Annotated in this window: 16 protein-coding genes; 6 read left to right on the top strand and 10 right to left on the bottom strand. The window is 64.4% G+C overall.

The features are described from left to right. Position 1: 1 nt before the first annotated feature. On the top strand, positions 2-742 hold the full coding sequence (locus QCE88_RS11505) for an ABC transporter ATP-binding protein (protein ID WP_309903537.1): 741 nt from the start codon (positions 2-4) through the stop codon (positions 740-742). Beyond that, the gene (locus tag QCE88_RS11500) at positions 739-1,437 is read left to right on the top strand and encodes an ABC transporter ATP-binding protein (protein WP_309901923.1); all 699 of its coding nucleotides are present in this window, start codon (positions 739-741) and stop codon (positions 1,435-1,437) included. The genes QCE88_RS11505 and QCE88_RS11500 overlap by 4 nt, the downstream gene beginning before the upstream one ends. On the opposite strand, the gene iolB is transcribed toward QCE88_RS11500, so the two are convergent. The 7 genes from iolB to QCE88_RS11465 all read right to left on the bottom strand — a co-directional run bounded on the left by iolB (position 1,434) and on the right by QCE88_RS11465 (position 10,211). After that, positions 1,434-2,246 (bottom strand): 5-deoxy-glucuronate isomerase, encoded by an 813-nt coding sequence (gene iolB / locus QCE88_RS11495; protein WP_309901921.1) that lies wholly within the window; start codon positions 2,244-2,246, stop codon positions 1,434-1,436. The genes QCE88_RS11500 and iolB overlap by 4 nt on opposite strands. Next, positions 2,243-3,145 (bottom strand): myo-inosose-2 dehydratase, encoded by a 903-nt coding sequence (iolE, locus tag QCE88_RS11490; protein ID WP_309901919.1) that lies wholly within the window; start codon positions 3,143-3,145, stop codon positions 2,243-2,245. The genes iolB and iolE overlap by 4 nt, the downstream gene beginning before the upstream one ends. Then, a complete protein-coding gene (gene iolD, locus QCE88_RS11485; protein ID WP_309901915.1) occupies positions 3,136-5,055 on the bottom strand; it encodes a 3D-(3,5/4)-trihydroxycyclohexane-1,2-dione acylhydrolase (decyclizing) in 1,920 nt (639 codons plus the stop codon). Before iolD ends, iolE begins: the two co-directional genes overlap by 10 nt. Further along, entirely contained in the window at positions 5,052-7,043 is a 1,992-nt protein-coding gene (iolC, locus tag QCE88_RS11480; protein WP_309901913.1) for a bifunctional 5-dehydro-2-deoxygluconokinase/5-dehydro-2-deoxyphosphogluconate aldolase, read from the bottom strand. Before iolC ends, iolD begins: the two co-directional genes overlap by 4 nt. A gap of 10 nt (positions 7,044-7,053) precedes the next feature. Further along, positions 7,054-7,842 carry an ATP-binding cassette domain-containing protein gene (locus QCE88_RS11475; protein ID WP_309901911.1) on the bottom strand — a complete coding sequence of 263 codons (789 nt, stop codon included), beginning with the start codon at positions 7,840-7,842 and terminating at the stop codon, positions 7,054-7,056. Between the two features lie 10 nt (positions 7,843-7,852). Then, entirely contained in the window at positions 7,853-9,019 is a 1,167-nt protein-coding gene (locus QCE88_RS11470) for an ABC transporter permease (RefSeq protein ID WP_309901909.1), read from the bottom strand. Positions 9,020-9,158: 139 nt separating this feature from the next. Beyond that, positions 9,159-10,211, bottom strand: a complete 1,053-nt coding sequence (locus QCE88_RS11465; RefSeq protein ID WP_309832766.1) for a sugar ABC transporter substrate-binding protein — start codon at positions 10,209-10,211, stop codon at positions 9,159-9,161. 230 nt (positions 10,212-10,441) lie between these two features. Here QCE88_RS11465 and QCE88_RS11460 point away from each other — a divergent pair, with 230 nt between their 5' ends. From QCE88_RS11460 to QCE88_RS11450, 3 genes are read left to right on the top strand one after another with little or no spacing between them, the layout of a single operon-like run. Then, positions 10,442-11,317, top strand: coding sequence for a MurR/RpiR family transcriptional regulator (locus tag QCE88_RS11460; RefSeq protein WP_309901907.1), 876 nt, complete (start codon positions 10,442-10,444; stop codon positions 11,315-11,317). Further along, positions 11,307-12,311: an inositol 2-dehydrogenase gene (iolG, locus tag QCE88_RS11455; RefSeq protein WP_309901905.1), complete on the top strand. Its 1,005-nt coding sequence runs from the start codon at positions 11,307-11,309 to the stop codon at positions 12,309-12,311. Before QCE88_RS11460 ends, iolG begins: the two co-directional genes overlap by 11 nt. Beyond that, the gene (locus QCE88_RS11450; protein WP_309901903.1) at positions 12,308-13,324 is read left to right on the top strand and encodes a Gfo/Idh/MocA family oxidoreductase; all 1,017 of its coding nucleotides are present in this window, start codon (positions 12,308-12,310) and stop codon (positions 13,322-13,324) included. Before iolG ends, QCE88_RS11450 begins: the two co-directional genes overlap by 4 nt. 336 nt (positions 13,325-13,660) lie before the next feature. Here QCE88_RS11450 and QCE88_RS11445 read toward each other — a convergent pair whose 3' ends face one another. Together QCE88_RS11445 and QCE88_RS11440 are read right to left on the bottom strand one after the other, a co-directional pair. Further along, positions 13,661-14,917 carry a type II toxin-antitoxin system HipA family toxin gene (locus tag QCE88_RS11445; protein ID WP_309901900.1) on the bottom strand — a complete coding sequence of 419 codons (1,257 nt, stop codon included), beginning with the start codon at positions 14,915-14,917 and terminating at the stop codon, positions 13,661-13,663. Positions 14,918-14,934: 17 nt separating this feature from the next. Further along, a complete protein-coding gene (locus QCE88_RS11440) occupies positions 14,935-15,261 on the bottom strand; it encodes a helix-turn-helix domain-containing protein (protein ID WP_309901898.1) in 327 nt (108 codons plus the stop codon). Positions 15,262-15,506: 245 nt separating this feature from the next. Between QCE88_RS11440 and QCE88_RS11435 the strand changes: the two genes are divergently transcribed. Continuing rightward, the gene (locus tag QCE88_RS11435; RefSeq protein ID WP_309901896.1) at positions 15,507-15,734 is read left to right on the top strand and encodes a sulfurtransferase TusA family protein; all 228 of its coding nucleotides are present in this window, start codon (positions 15,507-15,509) and stop codon (positions 15,732-15,734) included. Positions 15,735-15,814: 80 nt separating this feature from the next. Here the strand turns inward: QCE88_RS11435 and galU are convergent, their stop codons facing one another. Beyond that, entirely contained in the window at positions 15,815-16,696 is an 882-nt protein-coding gene (gene galU / locus QCE88_RS11430) for a UTP--glucose-1-phosphate uridylyltransferase GalU (protein ID WP_309832758.1), read from the bottom strand. Positions 16,697-16,707 lie beyond the last annotated feature (11 nt).

Below are 16,707 nucleotides of genomic sequence, written 5' to 3'. Positions count from 1 at the left end.
GATGAACACGGCGCTTGAGTTGCACGATGTTAGCAAGCGCTTCGGCGCGACCCACGTGCTGCGCGGGGTTGATCTGCGCGTCGCGCAAGGCGAGCGGCATGCGTTGATCGGCCCGAACGGAGCAGGCAAGTCGACGGTCTTCGATCTCATCTCGGGCCGCACGCGTCCCGATGGCGGGCGCATCGTGACGCAGGGCGTGGACATCACGGGCCACTCGCCGCCGCGCGTGGCGCGCCGGCTCGCACGCAGTTTCCAGACGACCAGCGTGTTCGGTGGCCTGTCCGTGCTCGACAACCTGCGCTGCGCGGCGTTGGGGGCGGCGCCGTCGCGCCTGATCGACCGCTGGTGGTCGTCGCGACGGGTCGAGGACTGCGCCCGCGCGATGCTCGATGCGATCGGCCTTACCGCCCGCGCCGACGAGCCCGCCGCGCGCCTCGCGTACGCCGAGCAACGCGCGCTCGATCTCGGTATCGCGCTCGCCACCGATGCGCCGCTCATCCTGCTCGACGAGCCCACGGCCGGCATGAATCGCGCGGAAGCTGCGCGGGCGCTGGCGTTGATCCGGGCGATCACGGCAGGCCGCACGCTGCTCGTCATCGAACACGACATGGACGCGGTATTCGGACTCGCGGACCGCATCTCGGTGCTCGTGCGGGGACGCGTGATCGCGACCGGTACGCCTGCTGAGATTCGCGCTCACGCCGACGTGCAGGTGGCTTATCTCGGCGGCGCGTCCTCATGAGCGCCGCACTGCGCATCGACAACCTGCGCGCGTGGTATGGCGCGGCGCAGGTGCTGCATGGCGTGAATCTGCGCATCGAGGCCGGCGAGGCGGTCGCGCTCGTCGGCCGCAACGGCTCGGGCCGCTCGACGCTGGCAAAAGCAATCATGGGCCTCGTGCAGTGCGCGGGCGAGATGCGTTATGGCGAGGTGTCGCTGGTCGGGATGCGGCCGCATCGGATTGCGCGGTTGGGCATCGGCTATGTGGCGGAGACCCGCGACGTGTTTCCCGCGCTGACAGTGCGCGAGAACCTGCTGCTCGGTGAACGGCGCGGCACGCGGTTCACGCAGGACGATGCGTATCGCCTGTTTCCGGTGCTGGGCGAACGCGCGGCGGTGAAGGCGGGTGCGCTGTCCGGCGGCGAACAGCAGATGCTTGCGCTTGCGCGCACGCTGGCGGGTGATCCGTCGCTGGTGGTGATCGACGAACCCGGGGAAGGGCTCGCGCCTCAGGTGCTCGCGCAGGTGGCGGAGTGCCTGAAGTTGCTGCGCGCACGCGGTGTGGGGATGCTGTTGATCGAAGAGCGCTTGAGCATCGCGCGCACGCTCAATGCGCGTGTCGCGGTGATGGGGCATGGGGCAGTGCAGTTCGAAGGGCCATTCGCGTCGCTCGCGGAAAACGAGGCGATCAAACGCGAATGGCTCTCCGTCGGCTAAGTCGACACCTTGCTATCCCGCTCCACGATCCACTCATGCTTCGGATCGTTCTTGAAGTGCCAGGTCCGCTTGTCTCCCGCCATGACGTTCAGATAATAGTTGTCATAGCCATACGGCACGACGACCGGATGATACCCACGCGGCACCATCACCACGTCGTGATTCTCGACGGCCATGGTCTCGTCGAGATCGCGCTCATCGGTATAGACGCGCTGGAACGCAAACCCTTGCGGCGGATCCAGCCGATGGTAATACGTTTCCTCCAGTGCGCTCTCGGCCGGCACGTTGTCCCGGTCATGCTTGTGCGGCGGATAGCTCGACGCATGCCCGCCCGGCGTGCGCACCTCGACCACCAGCAGCGACTCCGCCGGCTCGGTCTGCGGGAGGATGTCGCACACGTAGCGCGTATTGGCGCCCTTGCCGCGCGTCGAGCGCTTCATCTGTGCCGGCTCGATCAGCCGCGGCGGGTATTCGCCTTTAGCCGGCGCGCTCGCCACGCCGATCTCCGCATCGCGTTCCGCCCGCACGATGGCCGCCAGCTTCGGCGGCACATACACGGCATGCGGCGCCGCGTCCTCGAACACGCTGTCGCGCGTGCCGATGGACTGCCAGTGCTCGTCGCCCGCCTCGATGCTCACCGTGCCCGTCAGCACGACAATGCAACTCTCGCGGTCCGCGTCGTACACATGCAGCACGTCTCCCGCGCTCACGCGATACGCCGCGAAGCCGACATGCTTCCACCCCGCCGAAGCGGGCGTCACGCGCGCGATCGTCTGGCCGTCGCGCGAAGCCTTCACCAGCAAGCTCATGCCGCCTCCTTGCAGATTCCGTCGACAAGCCCGCGCAACGTGCGATAGCCCCGTTCCGCATAGGTGTAACTCGGCGCGATGACCGGATCCTGTTCCGCCTCGACCACCAGCCAGCCCGCGTAATCATGCGCCGCCAGACACGCGATGATGCCCGGATAATCCACGGCGCCATCGCCCGGCACGGTGAACGCGCCATTGATGACCGCATCCAGAAAACTCCAGTTGCGGTTGCGCGCGAGCTTCACGATCTCCGGACGCACGTCCTTGCAATGCACGTGGCATACGCGCCCGATGTGTTTCTTCAGTTCCGTCAGCGCATCCCCGCCTGCGAAGGTGATGTGCCCGGCATCGAAGAGCAGGCCCACCGCATCGCTCGTGAGCGCCATGAGGCGATCGACGTCGGCGGGCGTTTCCACGTACGCGCCCATGTGATGATGATAGGCAACACGCACGCCGCGCGAGCGCGTGTATTCGGCGAAGCGGTCGAGCCGCTCGGCGTACTCGTTCCAGCGGGCGTCCGAGAAGAAGCGCGGGCGCTGATACAGCGGCCGTGGCGCGCCCTGGATCGAGTCGGCGACCTCGCCATACACCATGACCGTCGCGCCGTTCTTCGCCAGCAGATCGAGATGCGGACCCACCGCGTCGATCTCTTCCTCGACGCCGCGCGCCGCAAGCCGTCCCGAATACCAGCCGGACACGAGCGCGAGATCGTACTGCGCGAGCAGCGTTCTCAACGCTTGCGGCTCGCGCGGAAACTTGTTGCCGAGCTCGAAGCCCGCATAGCCGATCTGCTTGCCTTCCGCGAGTGCGGTCGACAGCGGCGTCTCCCCGCCGAGCGAAGGCAGATCGTCATTCATCCACGACAGCGGATTGATGCCGATACGTACGTTCAAGGACATGTCGGATCCTCATCGTTGATTTGCGAATCGCCGGCGCGCGCGTTGAGCGCGCGCTCGTAGGCTTCCCGGGCCACCACCACCGCCGCGCGTTCGGACACTTCCGGCACCGCAACTTCCCACCACCAGCCGCCTTCCTCGGTCGGGCGCGCGGGATCGGTGTCGATGGAGATCAGATAGCTGCGATCCGCTGCGCGCGCACGCTTCATGGCAGCCTGGAGCTCGTCGATGTTCGCGACATGCTCCGACAGCGCGCCGAGCGAACGCGCATGCATCGCGAAGTCGATCGCGGGCGCACCGAGCGCGCCTTGCTTGCAGTCGTCGATGAGATTGTTGAACGGCGCGCCGCCGCAGGCCTGCTGCAACCGGTTGATGCAGCCGAAGCCACGGTTGTCGAGCAGCACGACGATCAGCTTGGCGCCGAGCATCACGGAGGTCGCCAGTTCGCTGTTCATCATCAGATAGCTGCCGTCGCCGACGATCACAATCACTTCGCGCTCCGGGCGCGCGAGCTTCACGCCGAGGCCGCCGGCGATCTCGTAGCCCATGCACGAATAGCCATATTCGACGTGATAGCCGCCCGGCGCGCTCGTGCGCCAGAGTTTCTGCAAGTCGGCGGGCAGCGTGCCGGCCGCGCACACGACGATATCGCCCGTGGGGGAGGCATCGTCCGAACGCTGCACGGCGCCGATCACATCGGCCTCACGCGGCAACTGGCCCGCGTCGGGCGGCGTGTTCGTCACGTGGGCGACGGTCGCGCGCCAGTCCTCAGCGAGACGATGCGCACGCGTGGTCCATTGCGGCGCGGCGCGCCAGTCGCCGAGCGCCGCCGACAACGCCTCCAGCGCGAGCCGCGCGTCCGCCTGCACGGCGACGGCGTCCTGCTTCAGCGCATCGAATGGATTGGCGTTGATGGCGACCAGTCGCGCCTGCTTGAAGAGCGTGTTCGAACCCGTCGTGAAATCCTGCAGCCGCGTGCCGACCGCCAGCACGCAGTCGCTCGCGTGCGCCAGTTCGTTCGCAGCCGTGCCGCCCGTCACGCCGATGCCGCCGACATTCAACGCATCGTCCCACGCCAGCGCGCCCTTGCCGGCCTGGGTTTCAGCCACCGGCACGCCATGGCGGTGCGCAAAGGTGCGCAGCGTCTCCGCCGCCAGACCGTACAGCACGCCGCCGCCGGCCACGATCACCGGCTCGCGCGCGTTGCGCAGCAGCGCGGCGGCGCGTTCGATCTCGCGCGGCAGCGGCGCGGGCGCATGAAACTCGACCACACGCGGCGCAAAGAACGAAGCGGGGTAATCGAAGGCCATCGCCTGCACGTCCTGCGGCAGCGCGAGCGTCACCGGGCCGCATTGGGCCGCGTCGGTGAGCACGCGAATCGCGCGCGGCAGGGCGCTCAGCAATTGCGCCGGATGCACGATGCGATCGAAGTAACGCGACACGGGCTTCAGCGCATCGTTGGCGGAGACGCCGCCGTCGTGGCTGTCTTCGAGTTGCTGAAGCACCGGGTCCGGCGCGCGCGACACGAAAATATCGCCCGGCAGCAGCAACACCGGCAGGCGGTTCACGTGCGCGAGCGCCGCCGCGGTGACGAGATTGGTCGCGCCCGGGCCGATGGACGTCGTCACCGCCATCATGCGGCGGCGCATGTGCGCCTTCGCATAGGCGATCGCGCTGTGGGCCATCGCCTGCTCGTTGTGTGCGCGATAGGTCGGCAGTTCGTCGCGATAGCGATACAGCGCCTCGCCGAGCCCCGCGACATTGCCATGCCCGAAGATCGCGAACACGCCGCCGAACAGCGGCTCGCCATGCTCCGTGCGCAGCGCCGCGAGATAGCGCACCACTGCCTGCGCGGCGGTCAGTCGAACCGTGGACGACACCTCGGTCTCCGGTTGCGTGGCTCGCTGGTTCATGCGATCTGCTCCTGTCGGGTGTGAAGGGCCGCTGTAGACGGATCGCGCGTTTCGCGCCAGGCGGCGATGAGCGTTTCGAACGTGTGCCGCACACGCGCGATCAGTTCGGCATCGTTGATCTGATCTGAAAGCCACGCTCGGCTCGGCTCATGAAAGATGGTCCGTCCGACCGTGAAGCCCCGGCAGGTCGCCGAGTCCGCCGCCGCCTTGAAGCCATCGCGCAACTGTTCGACACCCGCCGACAAACCCAGCAGCACGACGCCGCGGCAATACGGATCGCGTTCGGCGATCAGTGCATCCACCGCCTGCCATTGCCGTGCGTTCATCGCTTCGAGCTTCCACCATTCGGGGTAGATGCCCAGGTTGTAGAAACGCTTCAACGCGCGAACCACCGTGTCGTCCGCGACGGGCGGCCCGTTCTTCGGCACGATCACTTCCAGCAGCAGTTCGTGGCCGCTGTCCTGCACGGCGTCGTAAAGCGCGCGCACTTGCGCTTCCTGTTCGAGCCTCAGTTCGTGCGGATGATCGGGGTGATACTGCACGAGGCACTTCGCGACCTGTTCGCGCGGCCACTGCACGAGCGTCGTGCCGATCGAGCGGCCATGGTCGAACACCAGCGGCAGCGAGCCCGGCAACTCGACCGGACGTCCGATCCACCAGCCCCGGCCCGTCGCGGCGTTCAACGCATCCTGCCCGTAGCGGTCGTCGATCAGCACGCCGATCCGGCCTTCGAGGCCAAGCTGTTTTTCGGTTTGTGCGACCGCCTCGACAAACAGGTTCTTCAGCGTCGCGATGCGCGTCTCGCTCGCGCCGGTCTGCTGCGCGAGATCGAAGAACTGGTTGCGATGATCGAAGGCAAAACCGAGCACTTCGTCCCATTGCATGCGCTTCGGACTCACGCGATGCAGGCGCGCCAGCGTCGCATCGCGATCCGGCCGACGCATGCGCACCGGGTCTTCGTGGGCGGCCGCGAGGAAGTAATCGAGTTCGGCGGGCGTGGGCATCGCGGGCGCGCAGCCGTGCCGCGACACGACCAGCGCGCCGCATGCATTCGCCGCGCGCGCGCAGGCTTCGAGCGGCGCGTCGCGCAGCCATCCGGAGAGAAAGCCCGACGCGAACGCATCGCCCGCGCCGAGCACGTTGAGCACTTCGACTTCGACGCCGCCGTGGATGGGGGCGTCGTCGATGGAGGCGGGCACTTCCCCTTCGATGATCGAGCAGCCGAGCGGCCCGCGCTTCACGACGAGCGTAGCACCCGTGACCTTGCGCACCATCGCGAGGGCGTCGGTCAGGCGGTCCTTGCCGCCCGCGATGCGGAATTCTTCCTCCGTGCCGATCACGAGATCGATCAGCGGCAGGATGCGTTGCAGGTGCGCGGTGACGCCTTCGTTCGCGACGAAGCGCGTCTCGCCATCGGCCTTGCCGGTGAGTCCCCACAGCACGGGCCGGTAGTCGATGTCGAGCACCGTGCGCACCTGATGACGCCGCGCAACCTCCAGCGCGCGCCGGCTCGTGCGGTTCACCTGTTCGGTCGAGAAGTGCGTGCCGGTGATGAGCAGCGCCTTCGAAGACGCGATATACGCTTCGTCGAAATCCGCTTCGTCCACGGCCATGTCCGCGCAGTTCTCGCGATAGAACACCAGCGGAAAGGTGTCGCGATCTTCGAGCCCGAGCAGCACGAGCGCGGTGAGCCGGTCCGGATCCACGCGCACGTGGCTCACGTCGCAGCCTTCGCGTGCGAGCGTTTCAGTGAGGAAGCGGCCCATGTGATCGTTGCCGACGCGCGCAAGCATCGACGATGCGAGCCCGAGCCGCGCGCAGCCGAACGCAATGTTCGCCGACGAGCCGCCGAGATACTTCGCGAAGCTCGACACATCCTCGAGCCGCGCGCCGACCTGCTGCGCGTACAGATCGACGGCGAGCCGCCCGAGGCACACGATGTCGTGTTCGCGGTCCGCAGCAAAACGAGAGGTGGAAAGTGTGGTCATGCTGGGGTCCTCAGATCGTCGCGCCTTCGAGCTCGTTCATCATCTGCTGCATTTCGGCGCCGCCCGCCATCATGTCGAGCACCTCGTTCTTGCTGATGGTGTCCTTCGTGAAGGTGCCCATCGAGCGGCCGCGATTGAGCAGCGTGAACGAGTCGCCGATCGGATAGGCGTGGTGCACGTTGTGCGTGATGAAGATCACCGAGATGCCTTTTTCGCGCGCCTTGTGGATCAGCTTGAGCACGTTGAAGCTCTGCTTCACGCCGAGCGCCGCCGTGGGTTCGTCGAGAATCAGCACGCGCGCGCCGAAGTGGATCGCGCGCGCAATCGCGAGGCATTGCTTTTCGCCGCCGGACATCGTGCCGATAGGCTGATGCGGGTCGCGCACGTTGATGCCCATCTCGGCCAGCTTGGCGCGCGAGGTCTCGGCGGCGAGATCGAGGTCCATCACGCTGAAGACGCCGAAGCGCTTCTTCTGCGGCTCGCGACCCATGAAGAAGTTGCGCGCCACGCTGAGCAGCGGCACCAGCGCGAGATCCTGGTACACGGTGGCAATGCCGAGATCCAGCGCGTCCTTCGGCGACTCGAAGCGGACCGGCTTGCCATCGACGAGATACTCGCCCGACGAGGGCGCATGGACGCCCGCCAGCGTCTTGATGAGCGTGGACTTGCCCGCGCCGTTGTCGCCCAGCAGGCAGTGCACTTCGCCGCGCCTGAGCCGCAAGGTAACGCCGTTCAGCGCGATCACCTTGCCGAAGAACTTGCTGACGTTTTCGAGCGCGAGGATGTTGTCGTCGTTCATGTTTGTCTCCTCATTGAGCCTGCGACACGCGGCGGCGCACGTAGTGGTTGAAGAGCACGGCGAGCAGCAGCATCACGCCGAGGAACACGCGGAACCAGTCCGAGCTCACGTTCGTGTAGGTGATGCCGATCTGCACGACGCCGAAGATCAGCGCGCCGAAACAGGCGCCTACCACCGAGCCGTAGCCGCCCGTCAGCAGCGTGCCGCCGATCACGGCCGCGATGATGGCTTCGAACTCTTTCTGCAGGCCGCGATCCGCCGCGGCTGAGCCGATGTCGCACACTTGCAGCACCGCGAACAGGCACGAGCAGAACGCGGTGAGCACGAACAGCGAGATCTTCACGCGCCGCACCGGCACGCCGACATTCTTCGCGGCATTGGCGTCGCCGCCGACCGCGAGGATCCAGTTGCCATAGCGGGTCTTGGCGAGCACGAACGCACAGACCGCCGCGAGCGCGAACCACCAGATGATGACCTTCGGAATGCCGGGCACGAGCGGTTCGCCGCTGTCGAGCAGCTTGCCGACGCCCATGTGCGCGAGCCACGTGAACACGCCGTGCAGCGCGACGCCATGGAACAGCGTGTTGGCGACGGGATCGCTCTGGGCGAGATCGCCGACGCCGGAGATGATGGTGCGGTCCGCGAACATGATCGAGAGCGCGAGCGTGAGGCCGCGCAGGATGAACAGGAACGCGAGCGTGACGATGAACGACGGCAGGCGCGTCTTCATCACGAGATAGCCGTTGAGCGCGCCGAGCAGCATCGACGTGACGAACGCGAACAGGATGGCAAGCGACAGCGGCCAGTGCAGGTATACAGCGGGCAGCGCGACCATCATGCCCGCGAAGCCGATCATCGAGCCGATGGACAGGTCGAACTCGCCGGCGATCATCAGGAGACACGCGCCGACGGCAAGCAGCCCGAGATAGGCGGCGACCTGCGACCAGTTCATCACGCCGTCGAGGTTGAACATGCCCGAGGACCCGGCGCCGAAGCCGAACACGAGGAACACCAGCACGGTGCCGGAGATGGCCGCGAATTCCGGGCGGTTGAGCAGATGGCCGAACCATGACTGGCGGCGCACGCGTTCGTCCGACGGTTTGGCCGTGTCGGGTGTGTCAGCGGTCTCTGGATGTGGATTCGCGTGGGGAGGGTAATGCTTGCCGGCTACGCCCATGATGGCTCCTTGAAACTAACTTGATCCTGTGGCGAGTTGCGCGTCTCCACCCGCGTCCATGAAGGGCAGCGGGGGAGACGGGTCGAGCGGATAAAAGCGGGCAGGCCAGGACGGCTGCCCGAAACAGGTCAGGTGACGGTCAACGATATTGACCGGCGTACTTCACGACCTTGTCGAGATTCTCCTTGGTGATGAAACCCGGACCCGAGCGGATGTTCTTCGGGCCATACGAGGGCTGCAAACCATAGGTTTCGAGGCGCGCCTTGAATTTCGGATTGGCTTCGAGGATCTGACGGATCTTCGCCGGATCGGTGGTGTGCTCCTTGTGGACCACCGCGAGCACCGCGACGGGAATGTAGCCCTGCAAGTAGGGCTGCTGGTCGATCGCGAACTTGATGGTGCCGTCCTTGATGCCCTTCGCAATGTCATCCGAGAAGTCGAAGGTCACGAAGTAGATCTTGTTTTGCAGACCCATTTGCGTGACGGCCTTGAGCGTCGCCGAGGCGGGCGTCGGTCCGAGCGTCAGGATGGCCTGCGTGTCCGGATGATTGCGCAGATACGCCGAGACCTTCGATTGAATCTCGGTCGGGTCCTGTCCCGAGTCGATGGTCGACGCCTTGTAGTCGATGCCCAGTGCATCCGCGAAGCCCTTGCAGCGATCGAAGGACACCGTATTGGTGGCGATGTGGTTCACGCACAGGAAAGACTTCACGCCCGCGGCCTTCGCCTTCTTGCCGGCCTCGTTGCCCGCCACATATTCTGGCTGGCCGATATGCATGATCGCGCCCAGTTGCGCGCTCTGTTCTTCGGTGCCCGAGTTGATCGTCACGAGCGGGATCTTCTTCGCCGTGACCTTGGTGATCGCGCTCTTCAAGACGTCGAAGTCCGCGATGGTGGTGATGACGCCGTCGTAGTTGCGCGCCGCCGCCTGCTCGATCAGCCGCGACATGTCCGCGATATCGCCGTTCGGCGGATTGCGATAGTCGGTCTGTACGTTGAAGTCTTCATCCGCCTGCTTGATCGCATTCTTGATGACGTTCCACCAGGAATCCGAGTCCGGCGCGTGACTGATCAACACGAACTTCGCGTCAGGCGCTGCCTGAGCGGGACTTGCCGACATCCACGCCGCGCTGCACAACGCAGCAGCAGCCGCCAGCGCGCGCAGCGCGGCCCGACCGTTGCAAAGGGTCATTGTCTCCACCTATCTCGGTTGTTGTCTGGTGTGATGTTTTGGCGAACGCGGCGCCGGGTTCGAACCGACCGAACGCCGCGTTCAGGACCAAGAGTAGGTCAGTTTCCCGAGGCCTGCAATAGATATTTCACCCGCGATTCAAATGGAAAATACATTCCAATTTGCTTCCGTCGTTCCTATAATCGATTGCACGGCGCGCGGCATCCGGCGCGCACAACACGAGCGTGGACATGGAAGAGACCAGCAACGAAGTGCAGGGCGTCGAAGAACTGATGCAACGGATCACCGACGCCTACGACTCGCTGCCGCGTCAGCTGAAGAGCGTGGCGACGTATATCGAGCAGCATCGCAGCAGCGTGATGATGGACCGGACCAGCGACATCGCGAGCGCCTGCGGCGTGCATGCTTCCGCCGTGGTGCGTTTTGCGCAGCGCTTCGGCTTCTCGGGCTTTTCGGATTTGCAGGCCGTGTTCAGGCAGGCCTATGCGGGCGGGGCATCGCCGCAGAGCTATCAGGAGCGCATCCGCAAGCTGATCGACGAGAAGGCAGGCGAGGCCTCGGGTGTGTCGGTAGCGCGCGAGTTCATCGCGGCGAGCCGCACCGGGCTGTCCGAACTCGAAGCCGGTCTCGATGACGCGCAGTTCGAAGCTGCCGTCGAGATGCTGTCGCAGGCGGAGAACATCTATGTGATCGGCGTGCGCCGGTCGTTCGCGGTGGCGAGCTACATCGTGTATGCGTTGCAGCACACGCGCAAGCGCGTGCATCTCATTTCCGGACTGGGCGGCATGTTCCGCGAGCAGGTCCGCAGCGTGAAGAAGAGTGACGTAGTGATCGCGATCAGTTTCGCGCCCTATGGCAAGGAAACGCAGTATTGCGTGCGCGCCGCGCAGCATCACGGCGCGAAGACACTCGTCATCACCGACAGCCAGCTTTCGCCGCTCGCGCGTCATGCGAGCGCGAGTCTGTTCGTGAAGGAAGGCAGCGCGTTTGCGTTCCGTTCGCTCACGAGCACCATCTGCCTGTGCCAGGCGTTGTTCATTGCGCTTGCGTACCGGCTCGAATTGAACGTCGAGGAATCCAAGGAGACAAGCGGCTATGACGATTGACGTGGCGGTGTTCGGAGCAGGGCGCATCGGCAGGATTCACGCGGCGAATCTCGCGCGGCAGCCGGGCGTGCGGTTGAAGTATGTCGTCGATGTGAACCGCGACGCGGCCGCCGCGCTCGCGAAGGAGCACGGCGCGATGGCCGCCGATATCGATGGCGCAATGGGCGATGCATCGGTCGGCGCGACGGTCATCTGTTCGAGCACGGATACGCATGCCGACCTGATCCTCGCTTCCGCGGCGCAACGCAAGCACGTGTTCTGCGAGAAGCCGGTTGATCTGACCGTCGAACGGGCGCGCGCGTGCGCCGATGCCGTGCAGCGAGCCGGCGTGGTCTGCATGATCGGCTTCCAGCGGCGCTTCGATCCGACGTTCTCGGCCGTGAAAGCGCGCATCGATGCCGGCGAGATCGGCGAGCCCGAGATGCTGATCGTGACGAGTCGCGATCCGGGCGCGCCGCCTGTTGCGTACATCGAGCATTCGGGCGGCATCTTTAAGGACATGCTGATTCACGACTTCGATATCTTCCGCTGGATTCTCGACGACGAAGCCGACACGCTGCATGCGACCGGCAGTTGTCTCTCCGATCCGGCCATCGCCGAGGCGGGCGACATCGATTCGACCGCCGTCACGATCCGCACGAAACGCGGTCGCTTGTGTCAGATCAACACGGCGCGGCGTGCGGCATATGGCTACGATCAACGCTTCGAATTGCTCGGCAGTCTCGGCATGCTCCAGGCGGGCAATGTACGGCCGACCGAAGTCACGGCGTACACGGCGGCCGCGGTGTCGAGCGACAAGCCCGAGGCGTTCTTTCTGGAGCGCTATCGCGCGGCGTACGCGGCCGAGATCGCCCATTTCTTCGATGCGGTCAATCATGGCAAGCCGGTGCGCACGACCGTCGCCGACGGGCTGAAGGCGCTTGAACTCGCCGAAGCCGCGACCTTGTCCTGGCGTGAAAAGCGCATCGTCAGGCTTGGGGAGCAGAACGCATGAGCGCGGTGCGTTGCGGGATCGTCGGATTGGGAAGGCTTGGACGCCGTCATGCGGAAAATCTGGCGTGGCATGTGCCGGGGGCGCGGCTCGTCGCCGCGTGCAGTCCGGTGGAGGAAGAGCGGGCGTGGGCACGGGAGCGGCTGCCCGAACTGGCGTTGCATGCGGACTCCGATGCGTTGCTCGCCGATCCGGCCATCGATGCGGTATGGCTCGTCACGCCGACCTCGCTGCATGCGACGCAGATCATCGCCGCATTGCGCGCGGGCAAGCACGTGTTCTGCGAGAAGCCTCTGTCGCTGGACCTCGCGGAATGCGACGCGGTGATCGAGGAACATGCGCGTCATCCGCATCTGCAGGTGATGATCGGCTTCGTGCGGCGCTTCGATGCGAGTTATCGCGATGCGTTCGATCAGGTGGCGCAAGGCGCGATCGGACGGCCGTTCATGGTGCGTTCGCAGACCTGCGACATGAACGATCCCGATGGATTCTTCGTGCGCTTCGCGCCGACGTCGGGCGGGCTGTTTCTCGATTGCAGTGTTCACGATATCGATCTCGCGCGCTGGCTGCTCGGCAATCCAAAGGCGAAGCGCGTGTATGCGAGCGGCACGATTGCGATTCATGAGGGCTTGCGGGCGTGCAATGACATCGACAACGGCGTGGGTACCATCGAGTTCGAAGGCGGGCGGCTGGCGGTGCTGTATGCGTCGCGGACGATGGCGCACGGGCACGATACGCAGACTGAGGTGATCGGTACGGCAGGCGCGTTGTCGGTGGGGCGCAATCCGCGGCTGAACCGGGTCGAGATCGCCGATACGCACGGCATGCGCAACGTGTGTACGCCGACGTTCTTCGAGCGTTTCGAGGACGCGTTCCTGCGCGAGGCGCGGGCGTTCGTCGGCTTGCTGCGGGAGGGAACGCAGACGGGGCTCACGCTCGACGATGCGCGCGAGGCGACGCGCATCGGAGTGGCGATGAGGCGGGCGTTCGAGGAGGGGCGGGGGGTGGAGGTTTGAGGGGACGGGCTTCAACCGATGAGGAGGAGAACTGATACCTGCGACGTTCGAGCGGTCTGCGGGTCAGGCCTGCTTCAAGTGGTGAATGTCGATCGGTGCGATGTATCGCTCATCAACTGCTCTCTCAGTTCCAGCGTCTGACCGATCAAGGCCAGCGATTCGGCTTGGTAGTGCCGCGCTTCGTCTCGAGGGAATCCTAGCTCGGCAAACAGGTTGGTGCCGGTTTTCGTTACGTGCTGGATGCTTGTCTCTATATTTTTCATAAGGAGTCAGGTGGCAGCGGTCGAGCGGTGAGGGGCTTTCAACCTGAATGACTACTGCTAGCTTCACCAACGCTCAGATCTGAATGACGTTCTCCATTTGCTTTACCTCGAATGATGGAATCGAGAGCCTTCTGGCTTCCTCCCGCCAGCCTGCCACCGCGGATTCGACCTGTTTCCTGACGACTTCTGCGCGCTGATCAGTCAGGCGATAGAGCGCTGCCGTGGCCATCACCGCATTTACGTCCGGCGTAGCGTTCAGGCCGTCGAGCGTCAGCGCATGGTCTGCCTTGTACGGGTTGGGGTTGACATCGAAAGCCGGGGACAGGCGCCAGCCGGAAGGCTCGCGAATGAAGCCGTGATTGCGAAGATGGTCGTCCCGGTTGCCGACGATGACATTAAACAGCAGCCTGCGGAAGAGCTGCTCAAGGTCTTCGTTGATATGCCCTTGCGCACCGGTGTCCGAGATGAACTGCACCAAGTCAAGATAGCTCGCACCTGCATCGCCGTCCTGACGTTCCAGCAACGTCATTGCCGAGGCGTACATGCGGCGCCCACGAGGGGAACGATCGAAGCGCTGCGCACAGAACGTGCGATACCGCTCCGAGAGCTTTTCCAGGCGCGCCTCGGGCAGGATGATGCCCGCCGCGGCGGCAAGCACATGCATCAGAAACTCCCAGGCCCCGACGTCGTAGCGATCCTCTCGGGAAGGAAACTTTGCAATCCAGAGCCGCTGATCGTCATCGGTGAAATTTGCCTTGGGACGCGCGCCGCCAAGTGAGGATCCTGGGGCCACCAGCATCGCGAGCCATTGCTCATATTCCGGAAGGTTCTCGACGCCGGGTTCTTCAACGCGGCGGCTGATATACGCCAGTTCCTTGAGCGACGATACCGGTGGCGCAGCGTTATTGCTGTCGTCAAGGAAAGGCCCTGTTGAAGACCGGAAACGCAGGCCGCCCATCCGGGTGTGATCGTACACGCCGAGCAGGTAGTCGATCTCCCGCAGTTTGCGCATCTTGCGGTCTTGCTTTGAAGCGGCTGCGGCTTCGCGACGCTCCATCAGGACGCGGCCCCATCGGTCTGGCGAGGAGTCCATGAAAATGCCGAAAGCGGGCGCCTTATTGTGCGGATGTTGTTCGCCGGCGAAGAGTGCCAGTCGAGGGTCCAGCATGAATGCCGCTCCGCTCGCGAGCCACGTTGTGTCGTACTCGAATGATGCAGCCAACGCGGTGATCGCTTCGTGCGGAAACAAGGTGCCCACCCGCTGGCTCACGTCCAGCTCCGGTGTCTGCAGATGCACTTCGTATTCCGCGCGTTCCTTCTTTTTCGTCATGGATTGCTTCACATGGGTTAGTTCGTCCTCGTCCTTGTACGTCCACGTGGCCGCGGGCGAGGCAGGCCGAGGTCCTGCAGCTTGCGGCCGAGTTCGTCGTCACGCGCGACTGAGTCGATATCGTGCTCCAGTCCGAGCACTCGTAGCGTGCGCAGGTAGGTGCCGATAGCAATGGAGGGATCACCTTTCTCGAGCCGCCTCAATGTCTCGCGCGAGATGCCGACGCGTTCGGCAAACAGTTCGGTCGTCAGTTGCCGACGAAGGCGGGCGAGACGCAGACGTTCGCCCAGTGCTTCAAGCTGGCGAAGCGCAGCAGGAAACATGGGTAGCGTGGACTTGGGCATAGTGCCATGTATATTAGGCAGAAAAGTCTGATTTGCCAAACATATGAGGCATTTTGACATGCGGTGGGCCGCCGCCTGGTGATCGATTCCGTGCCTGGCCAGAGACAGTGGAGGCGCGCATCGCAAGTCCTGCTGGATATGCGCACTACCAAGCGCCCGCTGTCGCACGGTGGGCGAAAGCCCACTACGTTAAAATCCTCAAGCAGAGCGCACTCACTCCAGCCACACACAAAGGTTCAATCGCGATGGAAGTTCACAAGGAAGTCGACGCGCGCGGGCTCAACTGTCCGTTGCCGATCCTGCGGGCGAAGAAAGCGCTCGCCGACATGACGAGTGGTCAGATCCTGAAAGTCCTGGCCACGGACCCGGGATCGCAGCGCGATTTCGCTGCGTTTGCCAAGCAGACCGGTAATGAGATCGTCGAGACAACGGCGCAGGACAAGACGTTCATCTTCCTGATGCGCCGGCGCTAAGTGCTAAACCAGCCGCACAAAAGCAAAAAACCCGTCACATCGTGACGGGCTCTTCATTTACAAACCGCTCAACCGCAGCTTCAGCCTTCGAGAATCGGCGCGCGATTGCGCAGATATTCCTCGAACTCCGCCTTGACTTCCGGATGGCGCAGCGCGAATTCAACGGTCGCCTTCAGATAGCCCAGCTTGCTGCCGCAATCGAAACGCGTGCCGTGATACTTGTACGCCAGCACCTGTTCATCCGACAGCAGCGATTGAATCGCGTCCGTCAGTTGCAGCTCGCCGCCCGCGCCCGGCTTCAGCGCGCGGATGTGGTCGAACACGCGCGGCTTCAGCACATAACGGCCGACCACGCCCAGATTCGACGGCGCCACGGCCGGCTCCGGCTTCTCGACGATGCCCGACAGCTTGAAGATGTTGTCTTCCCACTCCTTGCCGTCGATGATGCCGTACGACTTCGAGTCTTCCGCCGGAATCTCTTCGACGCCGATCACCGAGCTGTGATAGTGGTCGAACACCTCGATCATCTGCGACATGACCGGCGGCTTGCCGTACAGCAAGTCGTCCGCGAGGATCACGGCGAACGGGTTGTCGCCGACCAGCTTTTCGGCGCACAGCACCGCGTGACCCAGACCGAGCGCTTCGGCCTGACGCACATAGAAGCAATCGACATGGCTCGGCTTGATGCTGCGCACGAGTTCGAGCAGCTTGGCCTTGCCGCGCGCTTCGAGTTCAGCCTCGATCTCGTAGGATTTGTCGAAGTGATCCTCGATGGCACGCTTGCTGCGGCCCGTCACGAAGATCATTTCGGTAATGCCGGCCGCCATCGCTTCCTCTACCGCGTATTGAATCAGCGGCTTGTCAACGACAGGCAGCATTTCCTTCGGGCTGGCCTTGGTCGCGGGAAGGAACCGCGTGCCCAGACCCGCGACGGGGAATACCGCTTTGGTAACTTTTAGCATGTGATAACCCT

The sequence above is a fragment of the Caballeronia sp. LZ035 genome (assembly GCF_031451175.1).
Classification (GTDB): domain Bacteria; phylum Pseudomonadota; class Gammaproteobacteria; order Burkholderiales; family Burkholderiaceae; genus Caballeronia.
This window is presented reverse-complemented; position numbering and strand designations above follow the sequence as displayed.

Coding starts and splice junctions, on each gene's coding strand:
- QCE88_RS11475 (WP_309901911.1), bottom strand. CDS start 7,842: ATGAACGACGACAACATCCTCGCGCTCGAAAACGTCAGCAAGTTCTTC.
- QCE88_RS11460 (WP_309901907.1), top strand. CDS start 10,442: ATGGAAGAGACCAGCAACGAAGTGCAGGGCGTCGAAGAACTGATGCAA.
- QCE88_RS11465 (WP_309832766.1), bottom strand. CDS start 10,211: ATGACCCTTTGCAACGGTCGGGCCGCGCTGCGCGCGCTGGCGGCTGCT.
- iolB (WP_309901921.1), bottom strand. CDS start 2,246: ATGAGCTTGCTGGTGAAGGCTTCGCGCGACGGCCAGACGATCGCGCGC.
- iolC (WP_309901913.1), bottom strand. CDS start 7,043: ATGACCACACTTTCCACCTCTCGTTTTGCTGCGGACCGCGAACACGAC.
- QCE88_RS11450 (WP_309901903.1), top strand. CDS start 12,308: ATGAGCGCGGTGCGTTGCGGGATCGTCGGATTGGGAAGGCTTGGACGC.
- QCE88_RS11435 (WP_309901896.1), top strand. CDS start 15,507: ATGGAAGTTCACAAGGAAGTCGACGCGCGCGGGCTCAACTGTCCGTTG.
- QCE88_RS11500 (WP_309901923.1), top strand. CDS start 739: ATGAGCGCCGCACTGCGCATCGACAACCTGCGCGCGTGGTATGGCGCG.
- iolD (WP_309901915.1), bottom strand. CDS start 5,055: ATGAACCAGCGAGCCACGCAACCGGAGACCGAGGTGTCGTCCACGGTT.
- QCE88_RS11445 (WP_309901900.1), bottom strand. CDS start 14,917: ATGACGAAAAAGAAGGAACGCGCGGAATACGAAGTGCATCTGCAGACA.
- galU (WP_309832758.1), bottom strand. CDS start 16,696: ATGCTAAAAGTTACCAAAGCGGTATTCCCCGTCGCGGGTCTGGGCACG.
- iolG (WP_309901905.1), top strand. CDS start 11,307: ATGACGATTGACGTGGCGGTGTTCGGAGCAGGGCGCATCGGCAGGATT.
- QCE88_RS11440 (WP_309901898.1), bottom strand. CDS start 15,261: ATGCCCAAGTCCACGCTACCCATGTTTCCTGCTGCGCTTCGCCAGCTT.
- QCE88_RS11505 (WP_309903537.1), top strand. CDS start 2: ATGAACACGGCGCTTGAGTTGCACGATGTTAGCAAGCGCTTCGGCGCG.
- QCE88_RS11470 (WP_309901909.1), bottom strand. CDS start 9,019: ATGGGCGTAGCCGGCAAGCATTACCCTCCCCACGCGAATCCACATCCA.
- iolE (WP_309901919.1), bottom strand. CDS start 3,145: ATGTCCTTGAACGTACGTATCGGCATCAATCCGCTGTCGTGGATGAAT.